General features: G+C 31.1%; 18 protein-coding genes. 13 read left to right on the plus strand and 5 right to left on the minus strand.

Annotation, left to right across the window (positions count from 1 at the left end; translation table 11 throughout):
- The first annotated feature begins 67 nt into the window (after positions 1-67).
- The 5 genes from NEF87_RS23260 (at position 68) to NEF87_RS23280 (ending at position 5,216) form a co-directional block, all read left to right on the plus strand.
- Entirely contained in the window at positions 68-826 is a 759-nt protein-coding gene (locus NEF87_RS23260; protein ID WP_371803917.1) for an exodeoxyribonuclease III, read from the plus strand.
- A 49-nt stretch (positions 827-875) separates the two neighbouring features.
- Complete coding sequence (locus NEF87_RS23265) at positions 876-1,835, plus strand: carbohydrate kinase family protein (RefSeq protein WP_457917712.1); 960 nt, start codon at positions 876-878, stop codon at positions 1,833-1,835.
- A 32-nt stretch (positions 1,836-1,867) separates the two neighbouring features.
- On the plus strand, positions 1,868-2,236 hold the full coding sequence (locus NEF87_RS23270) for a hypothetical protein (protein ID WP_371803919.1): 369 nt from the start codon (positions 1,868-1,870) through the stop codon (positions 2,234-2,236).
- A complete protein-coding gene (locus NEF87_RS23275; RefSeq protein WP_457917713.1) occupies positions 2,233-3,687 on the plus strand; it encodes a hypothetical protein in 1,455 nt (484 codons plus the stop codon). Before NEF87_RS23270 ends, NEF87_RS23275 begins: the two co-directional genes overlap by 4 nt.
- A gap of 86 nt (positions 3,688-3,773) precedes the next feature.
- A complete protein-coding gene (locus NEF87_RS23280) occupies positions 3,774-5,216 on the plus strand; it encodes a phosphoglucosamine mutase (protein ID WP_371803921.1) in 1,443 nt (480 codons plus the stop codon).
- A 9-nt stretch (positions 5,217-5,225) separates the two neighbouring features.
- On the opposite strand, the gene NEF87_RS23285 is transcribed toward NEF87_RS23280, so the two are convergent.
- Entirely contained in the window at positions 5,226-5,945 is a 720-nt protein-coding gene (locus NEF87_RS23285; RefSeq protein ID WP_457917714.1) for a YkgJ family cysteine cluster protein, read from the minus strand.
- Between the two features lie 60 nt (positions 5,946-6,005).
- Here NEF87_RS23285 and NEF87_RS23290 point away from each other — a divergent pair, with 60 nt between their 5' ends.
- Together NEF87_RS23290 and NEF87_RS23295 are read left to right on the plus strand one after the other, a co-directional pair.
- Positions 6,006-6,698, plus strand: coding sequence for a class I SAM-dependent methyltransferase (locus NEF87_RS23290; protein WP_457917715.1), 693 nt, complete (start codon positions 6,006-6,008; stop codon positions 6,696-6,698).
- Positions 6,699-6,751: 53 nt separating this feature from the next.
- Positions 6,752-6,952, plus strand: coding sequence for a zinc-ribbon domain-containing protein (locus NEF87_RS23295; RefSeq protein WP_457917716.1), 201 nt, complete (start codon positions 6,752-6,754; stop codon positions 6,950-6,952).
- 40 nt (positions 6,953-6,992) lie between these two features.
- On the opposite strand, the gene NEF87_RS23300 is transcribed toward NEF87_RS23295, so the two are convergent.
- Both NEF87_RS23300 and NEF87_RS23305 read right to left on the minus strand, forming a co-directional pair.
- Positions 6,993-7,496, minus strand: coding sequence for a hypothetical protein (locus NEF87_RS23300; RefSeq protein ID WP_457917717.1), 504 nt, complete (start codon positions 7,494-7,496; stop codon positions 6,993-6,995).
- A 140-nt stretch (positions 7,497-7,636) separates the two neighbouring features.
- Entirely contained in the window at positions 7,637-8,080 is a 444-nt protein-coding gene (locus NEF87_RS23305) for a hypothetical protein (protein ID WP_457917718.1), read from the minus strand.
- Positions 8,081-8,213: 133 nt separating this feature from the next.
- Here NEF87_RS23305 and NEF87_RS23310 point away from each other — a divergent pair, with 133 nt between their 5' ends.
- Together NEF87_RS23310 and NEF87_RS23315 are read left to right on the plus strand one after the other, a co-directional pair.
- The gene (locus NEF87_RS23310; RefSeq protein WP_371803927.1) at positions 8,214-9,509 is read left to right on the plus strand and encodes a transglutaminase-like domain-containing protein; all 1,296 of its coding nucleotides are present in this window, start codon (positions 8,214-8,216) and stop codon (positions 9,507-9,509) included.
- 52 nt (positions 9,510-9,561) lie between these two features.
- Positions 9,562-10,218 (plus strand): ADP-ribosylation factor-like protein, encoded by a 657-nt coding sequence (locus tag NEF87_RS23315; RefSeq protein WP_371803928.1) that lies wholly within the window; start codon positions 9,562-9,564, stop codon positions 10,216-10,218.
- Positions 10,219-10,245: 27 nt separating this feature from the next.
- Here the strand turns inward: NEF87_RS23315 and NEF87_RS23320 are convergent, their stop codons facing one another.
- Entirely contained in the window at positions 10,246-11,571 is a 1,326-nt protein-coding gene (locus tag NEF87_RS23320; protein ID WP_457917719.1) for an ADP-ribosylation factor-like protein, read from the minus strand.
- Here NEF87_RS23320 and NEF87_RS23325 point away from each other — a divergent pair.
- Positions 11,549-12,565: a restriction endonuclease gene (locus tag NEF87_RS23325; protein ID WP_457917720.1), complete on the plus strand. Its 1,017-nt coding sequence runs from the start codon at positions 11,549-11,551 to the stop codon at positions 12,563-12,565. The two genes, NEF87_RS23320 and NEF87_RS23325, sit on opposite strands and share 23 nt — an antisense overlap.
- Here NEF87_RS23325 and NEF87_RS23330 read toward each other — a convergent pair.
- The gene (locus NEF87_RS23330) at positions 12,562-13,509 is read right to left on the minus strand and encodes a leucine-rich repeat domain-containing protein (RefSeq protein WP_457917721.1); all 948 of its coding nucleotides are present in this window, start codon (positions 13,507-13,509) and stop codon (positions 12,562-12,564) included. The genes NEF87_RS23325 and NEF87_RS23330 overlap by 4 nt on opposite strands.
- A gap of 207 nt (positions 13,510-13,716) precedes the next feature.
- Here NEF87_RS23330 and NEF87_RS23335 point away from each other — a divergent pair, with 207 nt between their 5' ends.
- The 3 genes from NEF87_RS23335 to NEF87_RS23345 all read left to right on the plus strand — a co-directional run bounded on the left by NEF87_RS23335 (position 13,717) and on the right by NEF87_RS23345 (position 22,105).
- Positions 13,717-16,362: an FtsX-like permease family protein gene (locus NEF87_RS23335; protein WP_457917722.1), complete on the plus strand. Its 2,646-nt coding sequence runs from the start codon at positions 13,717-13,719 to the stop codon at positions 16,360-16,362.
- A 254-nt stretch (positions 16,363-16,616) separates the two neighbouring features.
- A complete protein-coding gene (locus NEF87_RS23340) occupies positions 16,617-19,289 on the plus strand; it encodes an FtsX-like permease family protein (protein ID WP_457917723.1) in 2,673 nt (890 codons plus the stop codon).
- Between the two features lie 161 nt (positions 19,290-19,450).
- The gene (locus NEF87_RS23345; RefSeq protein WP_457917724.1) at positions 19,451-22,105 is read left to right on the plus strand and encodes a hypothetical protein; all 2,655 of its coding nucleotides are present in this window, start codon (positions 19,451-19,453) and stop codon (positions 22,103-22,105) included.
- The last annotated feature ends 49 nt before the right edge of the window (positions 22,106-22,154 follow it).

Below are 22,154 nucleotides of genomic sequence, written 5' to 3' on the forward strand. Positions count from 1 at the left end.
AAACCTTCAATTTTCTTCATGATTGGTAAAAGGTTATATATTATTTGGATTTTAATGTAAAATAACTATGAAAATTATTTCTTGGAACGTAAACGGTATAAACTCATCTATCAAAAAAGGGTTTTTTAAATTCATTGAATCCGAAAAAGCTGAGATTTATTGCTTACAGGAAATCAAAGTTTCAGAAAAAACCATCGATAAATCCTTTCAAGCACCTGAAGGATATCAGATGTACTGGAATCAAGCAGAACGGAAAGGATATAGTGGAACTATGGTTTTAACTAATGTAGAACCTTTAACGGTTCAATTTGGGATGGGGATCGATGAATTTGATACTGAAGGTCGTTTATTAACTTTAGAATTTGACAATTTCTATCTAATCAATGCTTATATTCCTAACGCCGGTAGGGGACTGCCCCGTCTTGATTTTAAACTCGATTATAATCAAAAATTATATGCTTTTATGGAAAACCTCCAAAAAGAAAAAAATGTTATTCTTTGTGGTGATTTAAATGTTGCCCACAAGGAAATCGATCTAACTAATCCCAAATCAAATAAGAAAAACGCTGGTTTTACTATTGAAGAACGCAATTCTTTTACAGAATTGTTGGATCTTGGATATATTGATAGTTTTCGAGAGTTTGAATCTGAAGGAGGACATTATACTTGGTGGTCTTATCGAAATGATGCTCGGGCAAGAAATATCGGCTGGCGTCTTGATTATTTTGTAGTAAATGCCGAATTTATGCCAAAAATTAGTCAGAGCTCTATTTTATCTGATGTAATTGGGTCCGATCACTGTCCAATAAAGTTGGAATTGAAATAAGCACTTTTTTTTAATTTATTGCAGTTCGAACTCATTGTAGGTTGAGAAATTGAAGAAAATTTACTGCATCGGATCTATAAATCAAGATAATTATCAAATCGATTCTGAAAATCACATCTTTTTAGGAGGTAGTGCATGTAATACTGCTTTTTTTTTAAATACCTTGATGGAAAAGGATAAATTCTCCGTTTTTTTAGTTGGGATAGTTGGAACGGATTCAGAAGGAGATTTTATTAATTCTCAGCTTGAGAAAAAGGGTTTTAACCTAAAATATATTGAAAAAATTGTTGGGAGATCTGGTTCAAATCAAATTTATGTTGATATAAATGGTGAACGAAGAATAGCTCGGTTGAAGTCAAATTCAGCAGCATTAAAAAAATATCTACAATCCTTGGATTTTCAAGAAATGGGGGAAAATCCACTAGTTCATTACAAAGGAGACCTTCAAAATCTTTCAATTATTTTAAAAAAGTTGAATGAAATTCTTTCTTGTGATATTTCAGGTTTAATTCACAATTTTGATGAAACAAGCTCTCATGATATTGCCGAATTTAAAAAAATAATGATAAATGTTCTGCAAAGAAAGAAAATACATATTTTATTTGGAAATCATGAAGAATTCAATAAGCTATCTACACTGCTAGGCGAAAATCCAATTTCATTCGAAAAATGGCAGAAAAATATCACTTTATTGCAAAATAATATGTGCATTCTTCGTTCTTACTTCAATGCAGATGTTATCGCGCTTAAACAAGGTCGAATTGGTGCAAAAGTGTTTGATTCTAATATTGCGTATGTTAGTGCTGCATTAAGCGTCGATGTTAAAGATTCTACTGGTGCTGGTGATGCTTTTAATGCGGGATTTCTCTTTGGATATCTCAGTGATTTTTCTTTAAAAAAATGCTTGGAATATGCCACAGTTTTGGGGTCTTTAAATTGTACCCAATTTGGAGGACAATCGCTAAAAATTTCAGTCAAAGAGTTAAATAATTTTGTGAAAAATCTTTAATACCATAAAAGAGAATAGTCAATAGAGAAGAAATGATCTCGGATATCAGAACCCAATTTCAAAGTTTCACACTATTCACATATATTTATTTCAGCTTAGCAATAATATTCCTATTGGTTGCCTATTTTTCAATTCCAAAAATGAACAGATCCCTTGCTGGAAAAGTAATCTCTTTAATTCTGGTGATCTGGGCTTTTACTCTAATTAATTTTCCATTTTTGTGGATTCTGATAGCATTATCTGTTGGACTACTTTATTCTATTTTTAATGATTCTCGATTGCAACAATTATTCATTATAGATGAAGATATTTTATTTGTGGATAAAAAACCGCAAGTTTGGGAGAAATTTGAAGTGCCTCCAGAACTGAGAGTAAATAATCCGGAGGGCCTTGAATCATGAATTCATATCTTTTATTAAATTCACCCTTAATTATTCTCTGTATTGGGCTTATATTGGCAATTCCAGATCGTAAAAAATTACAGAAGGGGTATCTTTCAACACTTATTTCTCTTATTCTGGCATTTTGTGCCAATACATTAAATCTTGTCTTCATTTTAACTGATAATTCTCTGATATTGAATGAGAACAATTTATCCGTTTCCAGTTCTCCTCTCACTTATTGGATTGCCGAAATGTTCTTGTTTGTAGAAATTTTATTCTATATAACTGGAAAAAACCCGATGCAAGTTTTTCATTCTCAATCACAATTTAATTTTATATTCTTAATGTTTGCAATTGGAATCCTTGGGATGATTTCTACTTTGAATCTTGCAATATTGGGTATGTTCTTACTTTGGACTCAAGTCTGTATCTATTATTTATTCTTTTTTGGGACTTACAAAAAAAACTTGAACACTATTCGTATGTATAAGCAAATTATGATTATATCAACCATTATTTTGTTCAGTACTTTGGGTTTTCTTTATTTTATTGCGGGGACACTCAATATCTTGAGTTTAATCGTTTTATATACTACTTTCTCCCAAACCTCCCAAATAATAATTTTCCTTGGAATAATTCTGGGCGTAGGATTAAATTGTGGATTTTTCCCTATTTTGAATGGTCATCTCAAACAATACTACCTCGAATCGAATTTTATGAATCTATGGCTATATTCAACAATATTTGTTCCTGCATTAGCCTTTATTAGTTTGCGATTGTTCTCAATTTTTTCTTTTTCCCAATCAAACCTGTATATCATCGGCGTTTTGTTGGCCGCGGTTTCTGGAGTATATTTTCTTCTTAATATTATTTATCAAGTATTCAAAAAAAATGTCCATGAAAAACGATGGATTTATCTGTTATTTGGAAATTTTTCCAGTTTAGAATATTTTGTTTACCTTTTAATTGGTCTCCATTTAATTCCCATTAATTTGGATATAATAATGCTAAAAAATACCCTTATTTTTAATCTATTTTTGATTAGTATTATTGGAAAAGCTTTAATTTACGAAACATTAACTCCAATCTTCCCACTTTTTGACAATTTCTATCTCAAAAATGTATCCCGTTTATTCAAAACCAATACATTTCATGCAATATTCTTGTGTATCCTTCCCCTTTTCTTCTTTTCTCCATATTTATCTGGTTATCAGTTAATCCAAGAATTATTGATTCTGTTTTTAGAAGATTTTCCTCAGATTTCTGTATTTTCTTGGCTTTCATTTGGGATAATTGGTGGATTCTTTATAGCACTTCTATTAATAATCGGGAAAATTATTACAGAGTGCTTAATTGGGACTAGTAAAAATGATGAAAAAATTAAAGTCGAAATGCACTCATCAATGACTTATTTAACGCCAATTATATTACTCGGGTCCTTCATTATTTTATTCATTTTTGTACCATAAGATATTGCTTCCAAAGTTTTTTCTTATATTCTTCATTTATTACAACATTCAAAGTAAATTTATTTAGAAATCTATAAGTGAAAACTATGTTTGGAACATGTGGAATAAGGAAAATTTATTCAAGTTATGATAAATCTGAAAAAACTTTTACTCCATCAATGGCAGTTAGACTTGGGCTTGCGTTAGGTACTTTCTTAGATATGCAAGGTAAGCGTGAAGTCATTATTGGCCGAGATGTGCGAACTACATCCAAAGCGATTGAATATGCTTTAGTGAGTGGATTAATGAGTTCGGGGTGTAAAGTTTTCACAATTGGAATGGTAACTACTCCAACATTATGTATGTCCATTGACTTCTTACGGGCTGATCTTGGTGTTATGATCACAGCATCCCATAATCCTCCTCAATATATTGGTGTAAAATTATTCGGCCCGGGGGGGTTAGGTTTATCTCCTGAGGAAGAGCAATCCATTGAAAAAATTTATCAAGATCGCAGCTTTATGTCAAAGGCTTGGTATGAACAAGGGTCCGTCTCTGAGGTTCAGCGGATCAATGAAACTCATGTTAAAAAAATTCTCAAAAAGACTAAGTTCAAAGCAACTCGTAATATAAAAGTTCTTGTAGATCCAGGTAATGGTTCTGGATCGCATATTGGGCCCATGTTACTTAACCGGATGGGTTTGAAATACATTACGTTGAATTCTCAGCCTGATGGGACCTTTCCTGGACGATATTCAGAACCGAGCGAGAAAAACTTAAAATACTTAAGACATTTTGTAGCAACGTCTCACGAAATTGATTTAGGCATTGCTTTCGATGGTGATGCGGATCGTGTTGTATTCGTTGATGAAACTGGGCTAATAATTGAACCCATTCGTGTACTTACCTTTTTAGCTCGTGAATATGTGAAAGATAAATATCCTGATCCCACAAAACGTATCAATTTATCTGTTGCGACTCCTGTAAACTCTTCAGGTGTAATAGAGCATGTATTGGAACCTTTAGGTGTTAAAGTATACAGAACTAAAGTGGGTGATATCAACGTATCCTTAACGATGAATGAGCATCATGGGTTTATGGGAGGCGAAAATTGTGGAGTGTATATCCAGCCTGAATTTTCGGGACATAACGGCCCCGATACGTTAATGGCAATTGTGCTTTTATTGAAATATTTAGGAAAATATGATGTGAAAATTAGCGAATTATTAGAAGAAATTCCCGAATTTTCATATAGCAAAGGAGAATTGCATTTAAAACACGATCAAATCTTTTCTTTGGAGAATTATAAAAATATCAGGGATGAATTGATCCCCCTGTTAGAAAATTCGGGTTTTTCATCTTTTCAAGAAACTTATGTTGATGGATTACACATTCGGTTCAATAGTGGATGGATTTTAATTCGAAAATCTGGAACAACTCCTATTATGCGCCTTACAGTAGAAGGTCATAATGATGCAGTTGCTTCAAAAATTCAAGAGATTGGGGAAAAAGTAATCAAAAAATTGATCGATATTGTCGATTCTGATTAAAATATAGTTTTATTTTTTTTTCTCTGATATATGCTGTTGAAGCTTTTTTTTCAATCGTGATTGATAGGATTTTTTTGCAGTTTCTGATACGGGCTTTTTTGAGGGCTCTTTTTGCTTATCGGTCATATTTAGGATGATTCTGAGATAATTTTCTGCAGAAGCTGTTATTTTTCCTTCTTTAACCGCGGTGTTCCACTTCTTTATGAGAACATGTTCCGAAAGAATTTCCTTCACTGCTTGTTGTCCATCCTTTAACCAAGGTTCAGCAATAATTTCCGGAGAATTATCACTTATACCAGGGCAATATTCTAAAGATTTTTCTGTATATCGCATGTGAATATCAATTTTCTTTTTGCCACTTTTATCCGCTATAGAATGAAAATTAAATGGAAAAGTTCGACAAATTGAGGGTCGGGCTTTATAGATTTTACATTTATTATGCTTATTTAGAAAAATACATCTTCCATCTTCTTGTTTTCGTAATCCCAAAAAAGCGCCCCCATTTTCTGTTTGAATTGGTGGGACAACCATTTGCTTTAATTGTTGCTCAGTGGGATCTTCTTCAAACATATAAAATCCAACAAAGTTGAGAAAATCTGAAAGAGTGTATTTTTTCTCATATTCCATCCGTAAAATGTCGGTATAGGTAAGATTTACTATTGTATTTTTGTCCGAACAACATTTTCCGCACTTTATACATTCAAAATGGTAAGTTTTATCATTCTTCATAAATATACTTATACTAACCTATCCCAAAATTTGAGTTTTTGGAATTTACTGTGGATGAAAATGTTTGATAAAATAGCATCGGATTGGGCACGAAAACGTCAAAAGCCTTGGAAACCCCTTGTAATACTTCTAGATAAATGTGTGCCTATTTGGCATCAAAATTTTTATCATTCGATAGCCAGAAATCATTGTCTTTTTATTGATCTTGGCGCTGGATCAGGAAGGCATTCCAATTATTTCCTTCAGTTTTGTTCTCGGCTTATTGATTTAGATCAATCAAGAGAAATGCTTCAAAAAAATTCCACAAATTCATTGAAAATTCAAGCCCATATGGACAATTTACCCTTCCGTGAGCAGAAATTTGATGGTATTTGTTCAATTGCAGCTCTTCATCATGTCAAGGGAATATCAAATCGAAAGAAAGTAATCGATGAAATTAATCGAATAGGTTTACCCAATTCTCTTGTTTGTATAACCGTTTGGCGTTTTTATCAGAAAAGATTTCTTGACGCTTTCATTTCTCAGCTTAAAATGGCCATGAATGGAGATTTAGATCATGAAATCGGGGATATAATGATTCCTTGGACTATTTCACAGAAAGGCCAAAATTTGACCATTAAAAGATTTTATCACCTTTATAGATCTACTGAATTTAGTCAATTAGTCCGAAAATTTTACCGTCTTCAAAAAGGGGTCATGGGAAATAATAATCAAAAAACAAACTTCTACTTCATTGGGATTATTCCTCAATAATTCATTTTTCTATTTTGAGAACATATTTACGATCGCATCATTGATCACTTATTATGTCTAAATGTACAAACTGTGGAGCTGAGCTTAGAAGTACTGAAGGGTTTTGTCAAGAATGTGGAACGACTATTAAAGCGGGAAAAACACGTTCTAAAAGAAATTCGGGAACAAAACTCACTTTCGGTTTTTGGTTAAATTTGATAATTGCAGCTGGAATTGCCGCCGGATTTTTTTATTTAATTTGGCGTTTCCGTTAAAAATGGACAAAAATTTTGAAAAAATTATTCATGGGGGTTTTTAGGAACCATGGCATTGAAGGGAGTCCATTATATCTAGTATTGTTTTTTCATAAGTAGGAAAGACATTACCCAAACAAATAGCATGAATTTCAAAAAGACGATGGGTTAATTCGCAGAAAATGATCCCGTGCATTATTTTTGATCCATAAAATCTTCGATGCATTACTTGCTGTCGATTTCCCCACCAAATTGTCATTTCATGGCTCAAATGCCATTTATTTTCTTTTTTCGTGGCGATTACTTCAATTTCTCCAAACATTCTGATTGTTTCTTTAACTTTTAACCCTTGATGGTATTGGGCTGGTTCAACTTCTTCCCAAGAAATTTGCACTTTCGCTTCAGGTCCCCAAACCTCATCCGCACTTTTGATAGAAGAAAAATTTATGAGTCCCTTTGTTTTATCTCCTTCTTCGAGAACATTTGCTGTTGAAAATAAATTTGATATTCGATTTATTTGAATACGTGTATTTTCATTAAGATATTTCCAAGTTTCTTTAGCCATTTTTATTAGTCAACATATTTATTTTTATCTACTGTCCTAAAAATGCTTGGCTTTAGAATTATTATTAAAAAAATAGCAAAATTTGAAAAAAAAAATTGATCTGAAATGGAAAGCCTTGGGAATCAAAGGAATTAAAAACTTTATTTTAACATTGCCAAAAGATCTGCTTTCTTCAGCTTGGTAAGAGATGCTTCAGTTTCTTGGGAAATCTTTTGGGATAAAATGTAGTCAATAATTTCAGCCTTTTTGTTTTTCATTGTAGGAACTTCTACAGAAGGGGTAGCAACTTCGATCTTTTTTGGTGTATCTTGCACTTTTTTTATCGGCTCTTCTTTTTTGATAACTTTCTTCTTAGGTTGCTCAATCTTCTTGTTTGCTGGTGATTTTGTTTCTTTCTTCGATACCATTATGCCTTTAAAACCTTTAGGCATTTTTATTTCTAAAGATTTCAAAATTGTAACATTTTCTTCAAAACAGCTTTTTCGTCGTTTATCTATGCACAAGTCATTCTTCTGAGCGACTGTCATATTTAATCCTGCGGATTGTAATTCCTTTCGAGAAAAGGAAGGTAATTCTGTGGTCATATGTTATGAAAGAGATCATTACACTAAAATTTTATCATATAATAAATGAAACGTACTAATTTTCTACATAATCTTCCGTTTGAAAGCAAAATCACCCCAAAGATTAATTTAGTAATATTTTTATTGAAATATTGTGCAGAAAAAAAAAATTCATGCTCTTACTTCTATTTTATTATTCATTTTGCCCCTATTTCTTACTACTAATAATTTAGATGTCGGGAATGCATTATTTCAAAGAGATGATGTGCCCAATGATTCCTTAAATTTAAAAATGAATTACTCAATTGATTATTCCACAACTAATCCTTCCATTTTTAAACTTTGGAATGTAGTTATCAATTCTTGGACTTCAAATGATTCTGAAGATTCTATTAGTTTTCAAGAAAACGTTATTTTCAATAATCGAAGTTCTGCAGAATATTCTGTTCATAGTTTTGATGCTTTTGATATTTATAATAATTCTTATGACTATTATGAACAAGAAATGGAAAATCAAGAGTTTTTAAATTCATTTCATCTTGAATATCTTTCAAATATGACACTTCAATCTTATTCATGGAATATTCCAGAATCTATAAAGTTAAATGACTATAACACATCTTCTTCATTATATCAATTTTATACATCTTCTCAACCTTATTGTGAAGCAAACGATACATCTATTATCTCAAAAGCAGAAGAATTGAAAGGTAGCGAAACCTCTTTGGTTTCTATTGCTCAAAAAATATTTCTCTATTTGTGTTCGGAAATGACCTATGTTCTTTTAGATGATCCCATCGGAGCAAAAAACGCCTTAAAATCGATGAAAGGGGATTGTTCTGAATTTTCTTCTTTAATGGTTGCATTATTACGTGCTTCTGGTATTCCTGCTCGAAAAGTCTTAGGTTTTGCTCTGATTGATGGAGATATTAACAATGCTCAACCAAAAAATGATATAAAAGTGGGGGATACATGGTCTTATTCTTATTCAGATCAAAATATTCCAGGTCATGCTTGGGTTCAATATTATGTCCCGGGGTATGGTTGGATTTCTGCAGATCCTACGTGGGGGCACAGTAATTATGAAAATGGGGCAGAAAATGCATTATTATATTTTAATTCAATTGATTGTGTTCATATTATAACAACAATCGGAGATTTCTACGGTGAAGGAATTGATCCGGAACTTCTTATATTTGACCGCGATCAATCTGGTATTCCAGAATTTCCTTTTGTTTATCCCATTGGTAACGCAAGTGCGTTCAATTTTGATTTGAGTATTTCCTTTTATGCTTATAATTTTTCAAAACCCATAGTAAATGATTTTTCTGGGTTGGGAAATCTCCTTTATCTTGTTTCGTCTTCCTCGCTAATTCTCGTAATCATTCTCATTGTTTATAATAAGCGTAAGAAGAAAAAAAATTATGCCACCTATTATAAAAATATTTAAAGAAGAAGAGGTAACATAGAATTATTCAACAATCTAACTGTGAGGTAAAATCTTGGTCCGCATAAATATGTCTGGTGAGTTATTTTGGAAGATAGTTTTTTATGGAAGTGCAGGAACAGGAAAAACTACCATTATTGATACTTTACATAGAAAGACACTCGAAAATCCGGATTATAATCTCGAACCCACCGGTCAAGTCACAAAAATTGCGAAAGCTAGTGGGGCCACGTTGTATTTTGATAGAGGCATTTTTCAATCCAGAATTCAAACAAATATTTTTTATCACATTTTCACAGTAGCTGGACAGGAAAATTTAGCTCCTTTACGAAAGAAAATTCTCGATGGTGTTGATGCCATCGCTTTTGTTTTTGACGGGCAAAGATCAATGTTAGACCGTAATCTAAAATCTCTTGATGAATTGAAAGAAACTTTGGGTCCCGCACTTATCCATGATATCCCAGTACTTATTTTAATCAATAAACAAGATCTTCCCGATTCATTGAAACAAGAAGATGTATTTGAGATATTTTCTCGTCCAAATTTTCCTATATCTCAAAAAGAACTAGAACATCAAAATTTTGTAGGGTTCTTTGAAACTTGCGCACTTTATTCAAAGGAAATGAATATTTGTTCGAGTTTTATTGAATTAATTGAACAATTGTCTACGGACCCAAAATTGATCCCTAAACATCTAATCCAAAAAATTTAATCTTCCCAGTGTTATTAACACTATAGATTATAAATAGGTTTCAATCAATGAATTGATTCGATTTTTGAATTCTGGCATCAATTGATTTATATTGTTAATTTCAGTATCTTGATTTCTTAATAAACACAAAAGATAGACATCAATGTTATTCAAAGGTAGCTTGTAGAAAGTAATGATATCATTGTCCATCTGCCACGTGGCTGTATTATGTTTAAGTAATCGGAACTCAGAAAATGTTTTAAACAAATTTTGAAAATGAGGTGCGGACATTTCTGAAACTTGACTGGAAACTTTATTTGTCGAGAAATCAGAAAGAATTACACTATTCTCATTGATTAATAAGAGTGCTTGAGCATTAATTTCCTGTGCAAACCATTTCAATTGTTCGCGCAAAATCTCCCTATTTGGGGACATGAGCGAAATCCCTTCTGAAAAAGACTTATTGAGACTATAAGCGTTAAAGATTGATGTGTTAAAAAATTTGACTCGAAAATCCTTGGAATTTTCAAGTATTCGATTTTTAAGCAATTCAATTTTTTTTGTTAACTCATGATCTTCTTTGATATCAGGATCAGCTTTGTGAAAATTAACAACAATTGGTGGGTGTTGTTTAAAGGATCGAAATATATTTAAAATTTGAAAGAGAAATTCTAAGGCTTCCACATAACGCGTTTCATCTCTGATATCAATTAAAAAATTTAATAAATTGGTATCGAAGAGATAAAGATCGGCTTGTTTCAGAAAATTCTGCCGGTATTTTAGCTGTCCGCCCACATCCCATTCGAGTAAACTTTGCCCCAACATTTGATCTTGGGAACGTTCGATTCCTTTAGTGGGCTTTATTCCTGTTAGTTCACTATATCGTTGCTTAATAGCTCTTAGATAACTTGTCTTTCCGCTCGCATCCAAACCAGTAAATAATAATTTCAATTTTCGTGCATTGCTTATCGGTGAATTTACGTTTGAAACAAATTTATCCACTTTTTCTAAAAGTTCCACCATAAATTCTTTTGAATCTTTTAGATAATTATCATGAGTTATTTTATCTGCTGTTTCTGAGAAATATATTGATAAATCCTTCATATTCTCATATAAGAACGCTGCATGATTTTCATCAACAAGAATTGAAATTGTGGAGGCTTTTGCTTGGCCGCGAGCTTCCTTATCGTGGATAAGGAAGAAATATGTTAATCCGGTGAGACATAAATCTGGAAATGGTAAGATACCGAAATATTTGATGGAATCAAAAACTTGCCCTTCTTGGTAGATTTGTTCTCCCATGAGAAGTGAAATAGTTTTCATTGAAATGTTGATCTTATGGATTTCTGACATGTCTTCTGGAAAAGTTACCACGGGGGTGGGACCTTCATACTCAAAGACGGCAAAAATCAAACCCTTTATTATATTCGTTAACGATATTGCAGTTCCCAATATTACCCCTCAACATTTCAATCTAGAAAATGATCTATGTATCACATTATATTTCCTTCTATTTTATTTTATTTGTATCAATATGTCAGATGTTGATCGATTATTGAAGGATTTAATTAAGAATCTATACCTTTTATACGAGTTTGAGAAACCTTCCAATTATCCTATAAATTTTGATTCGGGTTTATCACTCTTAGACACACCTACGAAAGAAAAAAAGAATGAAATATCGAAAAAAAACTCTCGTAACTTTCAATTGAAGAAACAAACTTCCTCACAAAGCCAAATAAAATTTCAAAAAAGTATGATTCAAAAATTGATGGATAATACTTATAGATTTGTCCCTGAAAATCGCATCTTTAAGAATTATTTTCACTGTTTTCAATATGTTTCCACGAAGTACTCTATGGAGTCAATCATTGATTCATTTTCTTGGCAAGAATTTGAAAAATTCATTGTGACTGCTTTAAATCATTATGGTTTTCATGCTTTTCGGACATTTCGGTATACTATCAATGAAAAACGCCACGAAGTGGATATTATCGCACGTGAAAACCGCAAAATTCTATTTATTGATGCAAAACATTGGAGTTCCCGTACTGTGAATATGGGTGCTTTGAAAAAAGCAGCAGTAGATCAAAAATTGCGTGCTTTAAATCTAATCACTGATAGGGTTTTATGCGGGAAATTACTTGAAAACTTGCAATATTTACCTCAATCTAAATTTAGATCCTTCCAAATTTTTCCCATTATTCTCGTTTCCAATAAAATTCAACATTTTCACATAGAAGATGGAGTTCCCATTTTATCAATATCACATTTTAATCATTTTTTAAACAATTTTTCCAAAATTGAATTTGATCTATCACCAATTGATATGAAAACTATCAATTTTCAAAAGAAACTGAAATTTTAATCAATATTTTGAGGGTGCAAAATAAAATTGGTGTGTTCCTTAAGTTCCTCTGGAATTGATGCGATTCTATTTCCATTCAAAGTGAATCTTTTTAAATCGTAAAGCAATTCCAAATTGGGTGGGACATATTCTATGAGATTGTGTGACAAATTTAATTCTTCAATATTGGGTAATTCGCAGATATGCTTTGGTAGACTTAAGAGTTTATTATTTTCCATAGATAATATTTTGAGATTCTTAAGATTTTGAATAAATTTTGGGAGGTAGGTAATTTCATTATTGCTCCCATAGATCTTTTCAAGTTTTTTTAATTCGATAATGGATTTTGGTAGGTGAGTTATTTGATTCTCTTCAAAATCCAACTCTTTTAGGTGTCTAAGGTCTTGAAAATTCGTTGGTAATGTTGTTAGTTGATTTTGACTGATTTTCAGAATGATTAAGTTAGAAAGATTTGAAAAATTATCGGGTAATGATTTAAACTGGTTGCGTTTTAAATCGAGATATTTTAAACTGGCTAACTTTGAAAATGATGTGGGTAAAATTTGCATCACATTGTTGTAAGCCTTAAAGGTTTCTAATTTTCGCAAGTTTCCTATGCTTTGGGGTAAATATTCTAATTCATTGGAGGAAACATCTAAATAAACGAGTTGCTGACAGTTTTCAATGGATGGAGGTATTTCTTTAATTTTGTTTGATTCAATAACTAACGCTTTCAAGTGAGCCAAATTTCCAATATTCTCTGGAAGATTTTTAAGTCCTTTTGAATAAAGTCCTAAGCCGGTGACGTGGATTCCTTCTTGAAAATATCCAAAGGTGGAGTATTTAAATTTTGAAACAAGGGGTATTTTTTCGCCAAGCAATGTTTCTAATTCCATTAATACCTCATATTCTTCCTTAAGAAGTGAATTTTCATGGTATTTTTTCATGGTTTCCGAAGTAGTCATCAATAGAAATTGTGCTTTTATTTTTTTTAAACCTTCCATTATTCGAAGTATTTTGAAAGATTGATTGTTTCATGATATAAAATTTTCATATCCCAAATATTGTGAAAATTTAAAGGCCTAACATTAATTATTATATATAAGAAACATGTGAATCATTATTATTAATACCAACAATAGTGGCCATGAGAAAGTGATTGGAGTGATATTATGTTAACTTTTAATACTCTATTTAGAGCCAAAGATCGAATTTATTTACCATCATTGGTAGGTATCGTGATTACTATTTCTTTATTTACGGGAATGAACTTCTTTTTTGAAGCCAGTCAAAAGGCAAATTTTTCTGAGACATTTAAGATGTGTAATGACATAGAGATTTACCAAGATCATCCCATATTTTATTTGGATGGGACTCGATGTTGTTATCCTAATACGAAATTCTGCGAAATTTTTCGGGAGAATGATGTCATAGCCAATGAACTTGTTGAAAATTCTTTATTAAAAATTAAAGGTATGTATCGAATGGGGGCAATAATGTTTGATAGAGGCTATTTCGTTCTAAATGATTACAAACAAAGAATCCATCCAAATTTAACAAAAACAATTGATTATTTCTTATCTATGAACGCAACGAGAGTACAATTTGAATTTTTTGAAACAGAATTCTATCATTCTGAGACTTTTCACGATTATTTTAAAATTCTTAATGGGAGATTTCCTCGCAATAATTCAGAATTTTTAATTGATTATACTACTGCTTTAAAATATGGGGTCAAAGTAGGTGAAAATCGAAACTTTACTTTCCGAACTGGAAATATTTGGCAAGCTGAACAAGATTTAGTTGTTCCAAATTTAATAGATTACTCTCTTCAAAATGCATCAATATGTGGGATTTATTTACCTCGGTATTATGAAACCAAATTTAATGATGAAACATTTTACTACTCATATACATTTGAAGATTTTCAGAATGGTTGTATATACAAACAAAAGATGGTAGAAAACCCTATTATTTTTTGTTGGTCCAATTTTTCTTTACCCAATTGGAATCATCAAGTAGCAAGTTTAATCCAATCAATGGAGGATGATCCTGCTTACACCTTGCGTTATTGGAATGGAGAGTTTTTTATTAATGGGGCTACAGGTTCTTCGTATGTAATTTTTTATCAGCGAGAAACTATTGATTACAAAAAACTAAATCAAGAATCAGCCCAAATAGTTCAGCAAATTCGATACATTGGCAAATATTTACCTTTTCATTCAAGCATAAGAAGTTATGTTGAATACACAATGGGAAAATATTTGACTGATATCCAAAATTTTCGCACAAATCTTTTTTTAATGAGTATTCCGATGATCTTAGGTTCCATTTTAATAGGTTCAAGCTTTCAAAAATCTTTAGAAAACAAGCGATTAAGGGAAGTCTTTCTATTAAGATGCAAAGGGGTTGATCTAAAACATATTAATAGACAATTATTGATGGAAATTATTTCTTTAATTGCAATATCATGGATTTTTGGTGTTTTACTTGGAAATCTCACTTTCTATTTATTTTATGCCATTATGGGTGATTTGTTTTTAGATCCGACTTTCAATGGCATTATATATCCCAATATCTCAGCAAATCCTTTAATTCTATCCGCGGTAATATGTTGCCTTGAAACTATAGTGATTTATTATCCTTTACGCAAAAAAATTAAAAAACAACACTTTAATGAGCTAAATCATTCCCTAAATTCTCCATTTGCAAATTCAGACGGTTTCGAGGTTCTTTATGATAAAATCCAAAAAACAAGTAGAAGTAAGTGCTTCATAAAACAACTATTTTATATGAAGAGAAAAAAATCTCAAAATATTTCTGAAAACTTGCGTAGAGCGGATTCTGAAGATGTTATATATGATTATGGGCCTGATCATGATTCTAAAATTGATCTTTTTAAGATCAAATCGATTTTTGTCAAGCGATTGATAACTTTGGCACTTGTATTCATCCCATTGTTTTTCATATCAATCACAATATATAGCTATTTTTTTCCAATCCCTGATAATTTAAAACAGTCTGCAACATTTTTTAAACAAAATCCATTCATGCTTGAAATTATTTTGATGAGTTCTATGGTATTGATGACCGTAAGTTTTTCAAGATTCATATTTCAAGACAGTCCATCTCTTTTTATTCGAGTCGTTAAGTGGATTTCGCATATTTTTGTAAAGGATTATGACACTCTTATCTCTATGGAAATAATTGGCAAAAAGAAATGGCTCAATAATTTAATTCTATATTCCAGTTTTATTAGCCTATTAGTATTCACAAACTTTATGTTTCAGAATAATGTTATGCTCTTCAATACATTCGAGTATTATGCTAATCAAAAGTTTGAATTTGTCTATGAATTGTTGCCCAATGATAAAGACGCATTGAAATTCTATAATTTTTTCTTCAAATTTTTAATTGTATCAAGTTTTTTTATCTTAATTGAATCTGCAATTTTGCAAATCCTCCTCTTTAAAGAAAATCATATCATAAACCAGAGTCTAATGACTCGAGGGTTGACAACTTCAAAGTTATATAGAATTCTCCTTTTTGAATCCATTATCATTTTTCTTTTAGGTTCTTTAATAGGCATAATTATTGGGGTTTTCTATGGGTTATTGACTTCCTATAATAGTTTTTTAAGATGGAATATTGTATATCTGCAAGATTTGGATCTCATTATTGATTTTGTGTCTCTAATTTCTCTGGAAATTGGGAAAATCTTGGTCATTATTTTAGGTGTTTTTGTTTTAAGTACTTCCCTCTTCTTTATTTATGCAATTAATCGAAAAAAACTCACATCTCATCCAAATGCATTGTGAGTTAATTTTTTCCTTTTTTTTCCGGACTTCCCCTATTTCGTTTAAATCAATTTCTTTCATGTGGAGAATGGATACTTTTATAAAAATCACAAAACATGAAAATTGAAAATACAACAGATTAGTACCTATATATAAACCGAGCTAATGTTTTTTGTGAAAGTTCATTTTTTTCTCCATCAATAAGTCAGAACTCAAGCAAATCTTTTTTTAATTAAACACCCAAAATAAAATAATCTTTCAAAAATGTGAACATCATGTCAAATTTTTCTTCCCTAGCTTCAATTAAAGATAAAATTTCCATCCCCACTTTAGTAGGAGTTGTGATTTCCATCTCAATGTTTGCGGGGTTAAATTTTTTTTTTGAAGCAAGCCAAAAGGCAAATTTTAATGAGGCTTTTACGAATTGTAATGATATCGAAATCTATCATGAGCATGAAATTTGGTATGATGGAGGAGGGGGACGTCATTGTTTTCCAAACCTTCAATTTACTGAGACATTCAAGGCAACTGATTCAAAAGTTAATTCTTTAATAAAAAATTCGTCCTTAAAAATTTCAAATGTGAGTAAATCTGCTTCAATTGTGTTTGACAAGGGTTATCTTGTGATAGACCAATATAATCTCACGGGATGTGAAAATGCTATGAGTAAGGAGGAATATTTGTTGCTAATGAATTCTACTATTACAGGATTTGAATTTTTTGAGTCCAATTTTTATCAAACAGATACTTTTCATGATTGTTTTAAGGTTATTGAAGGAGAAACACCAAAAAATTATTCACAATGTTTGATTGACTATACAACAGCTCTAAAATTAGGTTTAAAGGTGGGCGAATGTCATAATATTATAATGCGGGAGGGAAGCATTTGGAAAAATCCTTTACTTAATTTTCCCGTAAATACTATGATGCGAGATTATCTTATTGAAAATATGACCATTTGTGGAATTTATCTCCCCAAATCCTATAAAACTCAATTTAACGAAGAGTTCTATAAATTTTCATACAATTATGAGGATTATCAAAGTGGAAAAAATTATTCTCAAACATTTATTGAAAATCCCGTGATTTTCTGTTGGTCTAACTTCTCGATGCAGGGACAAAATTCTCCTGCTCACTTTTTAATTGAATCCATGATGAAGGATCCCGAAAATTTTCAATGGAGAACTGGGCGATTTTTTATTAATGGGGCTACAGGAACGGCATATACTTATTTGTATGAACGCGGAACTCTTGACTATCAAAATATAAATCAGGATTCAAAACAAATTTATATGCAAATCTATAACATTTCAAACCATCTTCCCTTCTATACTGGAATCCGAAGTTATGTGGAGTTTACAATGCGACAATTTTTGACAGATATGCAAGATTTTCGCACCAAACTGTTCTATATGAGTCTTCCAATGATGATTTCTACTATTCTTATTGGTTCCAGCTTTCAGAAATCCATTGAAAAAAAGCGTCTTAATGAACTTTTTTTATTACGTTGTAAAGGAATGAGCAAAAAAAATATTAGATCCGTAATTGCTACAGAAGGTTTGATATTTATTCTAATTTCCTGGGTATTAGGAATAATATTCGGATGTGTGTTTTTCTATCTTTATTATTTTTTTATGGGAGATCTCTTTCTTACCAATAATTATGGAAATTTTATGGTTCCATCAATATCTTCTACTCCTCTGATCATTTCAGGGATAATTTGTAGCCTTGAAGTTGCCCTTATTTATTTTCCACTTTGGAAAAAAATTAAAAATCAACACTTCAATGAATTAAATCTAGCCCTTAATTCTCCCTTTGCAGATTCAGAAGAACATTTTGATGAAGTTCAGCATAAAATTGATGTAAGCTTAAGGAAAAATCGCACAAATAAAAAAATTTTCACTTCTAAATCCAAAAAAAACTCTTTTCAGAATGATTTAAATCATCATCCAAAAAATGATTCAACATCCAATCAAACCCCTAAAGACCTTGGTTTAGAAAATGAGATGGGATTTCAACTTCCTAGAATAAAACCCATTTTGTATAAATCCATTAAATTTTTAGCCATTGTATTTCTCCCGCTAATTTTTTGTCTTTTAACTGTACTGAGTTATTTTATTCCCATGCCGGATCAATTTTCAACTTTTTCTCATTATTTTAAATCCAACTCTTTCATTCTTGAATTAATAATGATGAGCTCTTTAGTATTAATCACTGTCAATTTTTCTCGAATAATATTTCAAGAAAATCCCTCTATTTTTATTAGAATTGTACGCCGCATTTCTCATTTGTTTGTGAAAGATTATGACAATCTCATCTCGTTAGAATTAGTCGGTAAACGAAAATGGGTGAATTATTTAATTTTGGTCTCGAGTTTTACAGGTCTCGTGGTTTTGACAGATTTCATGATGCAAAATAATTTGAAAATTCTCACGATTCTAGAGAATTTTCTAAATCTGACATACAATGTTGGACTGGATGCACTCCCAGGGGATAACATTTTTGATTCTTTCAATTTTTATCAGCTGTTCTTTAGATTTTTAGTCGTTTCCAGTTTTTTCATAATCATTGAATCAGCATTGTTGCAAATATTGCTCTACAAAGAAAATCACATTTTAAACCAAAGCCTTAGTATACGGGGACTTACCAATTCTACGCTATATAAAATATTATTCTTTGAATCGGTTATTGTTTTTATTTTTGGAATAGTAATCGGATATATCATAGGAATTGGATTTGGTCTACTTCTATCCTTTATCAATTTCTTGAAATGGCAACTCGAATATTTCCAGCATCTTGAAATGACAGTAAGTTTTGAATCTTGTATTGGGTTAGAAAATGGGAATATTTTGTTACTCCTTCTTAGTATTTTCATATTGAGCATTTCTCTTTTCTTTATTTATGTAATTAATCGAAGGAAGCTAACTCCACGGCCAAACGAATTGTAGAATTTTTTTTTTGTGATATTTCAATTTTCATTATTGTAATAATTTTAAAATTGAGACTGAATTGATAAGTTCATGAATATCAAGACTAAATAATGGACGGAGAAAGATATTTTTTTTAATAATTATCGCAAATTATATGTATCAGAATATCGTGGTTCACAATGGTCAAATTTAGCGGAATCTTTAAGTTAAAAAGCAAAATCTATCTCCCAACCTTAATTGGGATTGTCCTCTCAGTTTCAATGTTTGCAGGATTAAACTTCTTTTTTGAAGCAAGTCAAAAAGCCAATTTTGATGAAGCTTTTTCCAACATATCCGATATTGAAGTATATCATAGCCATGAAATATGGTATGATGGAGGTAGGCATTGTTATCCGAACACGAAATTCAGTGAATTATTTACAGAAAATGATCAAAAAATTCAGTCACTAATGGAAAATTCAACTTTGAAGATTAAAGAATTTTCAAGATCGAGTTCTGTCATTTTTGACAGAGGATATTTAGTCTTAGATGAATATCAGCTTTATGGATGTCAAAATGCTACCGATGTTCTGGATTATTTTTTTTTGATGAACTCTACACTGTTAGGTGTTGAATCCTTTGAATCAAGTTTTTATCAATCGGAGTATTTTTCGACTTATTTCAAGCTGATTGAGGGACATGTTCCTGAAAATTCATCCGAATATTTAATTGATTATATTACAGCTCTGAAATATGGTCTAACCGTTGGAGATATGAAAAATTTTACAATAAGAGAAGGAAATGTTTGGCGTAATCCTGATCCTACTATAAGAGTTGCTCCTCGGATGCTTGATTATTCCTTTGAAAATTTGTCTATATGCGGAATTTATTTGCCGAAGTATTACAAAGCCAAATTTAATCAAGAATTTTTTTCTTTCTCATATAATTTTGAAGATTACCAAAATGGAAAAAAATATACTCAAGAATTTGTTGAAAAGCCCATTTTTTTTTGTTGGTCAAATTTTTCGAATCCTACTTGGGATAATCCAGTGAATTCTTTAATTCAAGCAATGAAAAATAATTCTGCAAATCGTAATTGGAAAAATGGTCGTTTTTATTTAAATGGGGCAACAGGATCTGCCTATATATATCTGTATGAACGTGATACTCTTAAATACAGGAATATTAATACTGATTCAAAACAAATTTATGTGCAGATGCGAAATATCTCGAGTAATTTACCTATTCGTGTGGAAATCCGCAGTTACGTTGAATTTACAATGAGACAATTTTTATCCGAAATACAAGATTTTCGCACTAAACTATTTTTCATGAGTATTCCAATGATATTTTGCGCGATTCTAGTGGGATCGAGTTTACAAAAATCGCTTGAAAAAAAACGACTTAATGAAATTTTCTTACTCAGATGTAAGGGTATGAGTATTAGAAGTATAAATCTTCATATTTTTAAGGAAATATCTATTGTGATAATTTTTTCTTGGATTTTAAGTATTCTATGTGGTGTTTTGACATTTTATTTATATTACTTATTCATGGGGAATATTTTTATCAAATCAACCTTTGAAGGTTTCTTAGTGCCTTACATTTCAGTAAATCCTTTAATCATCTCGTTAATCATATGTACCTTTGAAGTATTAATTATTTATTTACCGTTGCGCAAAAAAATCAAGAATCAACATTTCAATGATCTGAATCAATCTTTAAATTCACCCTTCGCTGATTCTGAAGAATTTTTTGACAATGTACAACAAACCATTCAAGTAAGTATAAATAGAAGGAATCGTCTGAAGCAATTTTTTGTAAAAAGAGCACGAATAAAGAAGAAAATTAATTCCATGACTGGAGAAAATTCAACTAATTCCCAAAATTGGAAAGACGTTGACCTTTATTATGATCCTGAAGAATATCACTTCCGATTCAAATCATTTCTTTTTAAGACAGTCTTAATCTTTGTTATTGCGATCTTCCCATTGTTTTTAATAAGTGTAACAATTCTCAGCTATTCTATGACGTTACCAGATAATTATAGCGGATATATTACGTTTTGTAAGAAAAACCCATTTTTACTTGAAATTCTTTTGATGTGCTCGATGGTGTTAAATACGGTGGGGTTATCTCGAATTTTATTCCAAGATAATCCATCCTTATTTACACGATCTGTAAAATATTTCTCACATTTCATTGTAAAAGATTTTGACACGCTAATTTCAATGGAATTGATTGGCAAAAAAAAATGGTTAAATATTTTAATATTATTTTCAAGTTTTATTGGGCTCCTAGTTTTTACGAATTTCATTTATCAAAGTAATATTATTTACTCAACTCTTATGCAAAATAATGGTAGGGTTCATTATTTTGTTGATTTAGAAGCGAATCAAAGTGTAGTGTTAACTTCTCTTGAATTTTATAACTTCTTCTTTAAGTTTTTAATTTCTTCAAGCCTCTTCATTTTAGTAGAGTCTGCGATTTTACAAATGCTTCTGTTCAAGGAAAATCATATTTTAAATCAAAGCTTGATGATGCGAGGTTTAACCACTTCAATTTTGTACAAAATCTTGTTTTTTGAATCTGCCATAATTTTCCTGTTTGGAACCATTATAGGGATTATAATTGGAATTGGTTTTGGGCTACTTGTATCTTTCAATAATTTCCTCAAATGGCAATGGGAATATTTCCAATATATGGATCATTCAATCGGATTTGGATCCATTATCCATCTTGAGGTAGGAAAAGTATTGTTAATTATTTTAACATTATTTTTCCTTAGTGTTTCACTCTTTTTTATCTATGTCATTAACCGGAAAAAGCTTACACCTCGTCCAAATGAGTTATAAACATTTTTCCCCATTTTTTCATTTCAATATCTAACCATATCAATGCTAA

It is taken from the genome of Candidatus Lokiarchaeum ossiferum (assembly GCA_025839675.1).
Taxonomy (GTDB): Archaea; Asgardarchaeota; Lokiarchaeia; order Sigyniarchaeales; family Promethearchaeaceae; genus Lokiarchaeum; species Lokiarchaeum ossiferum.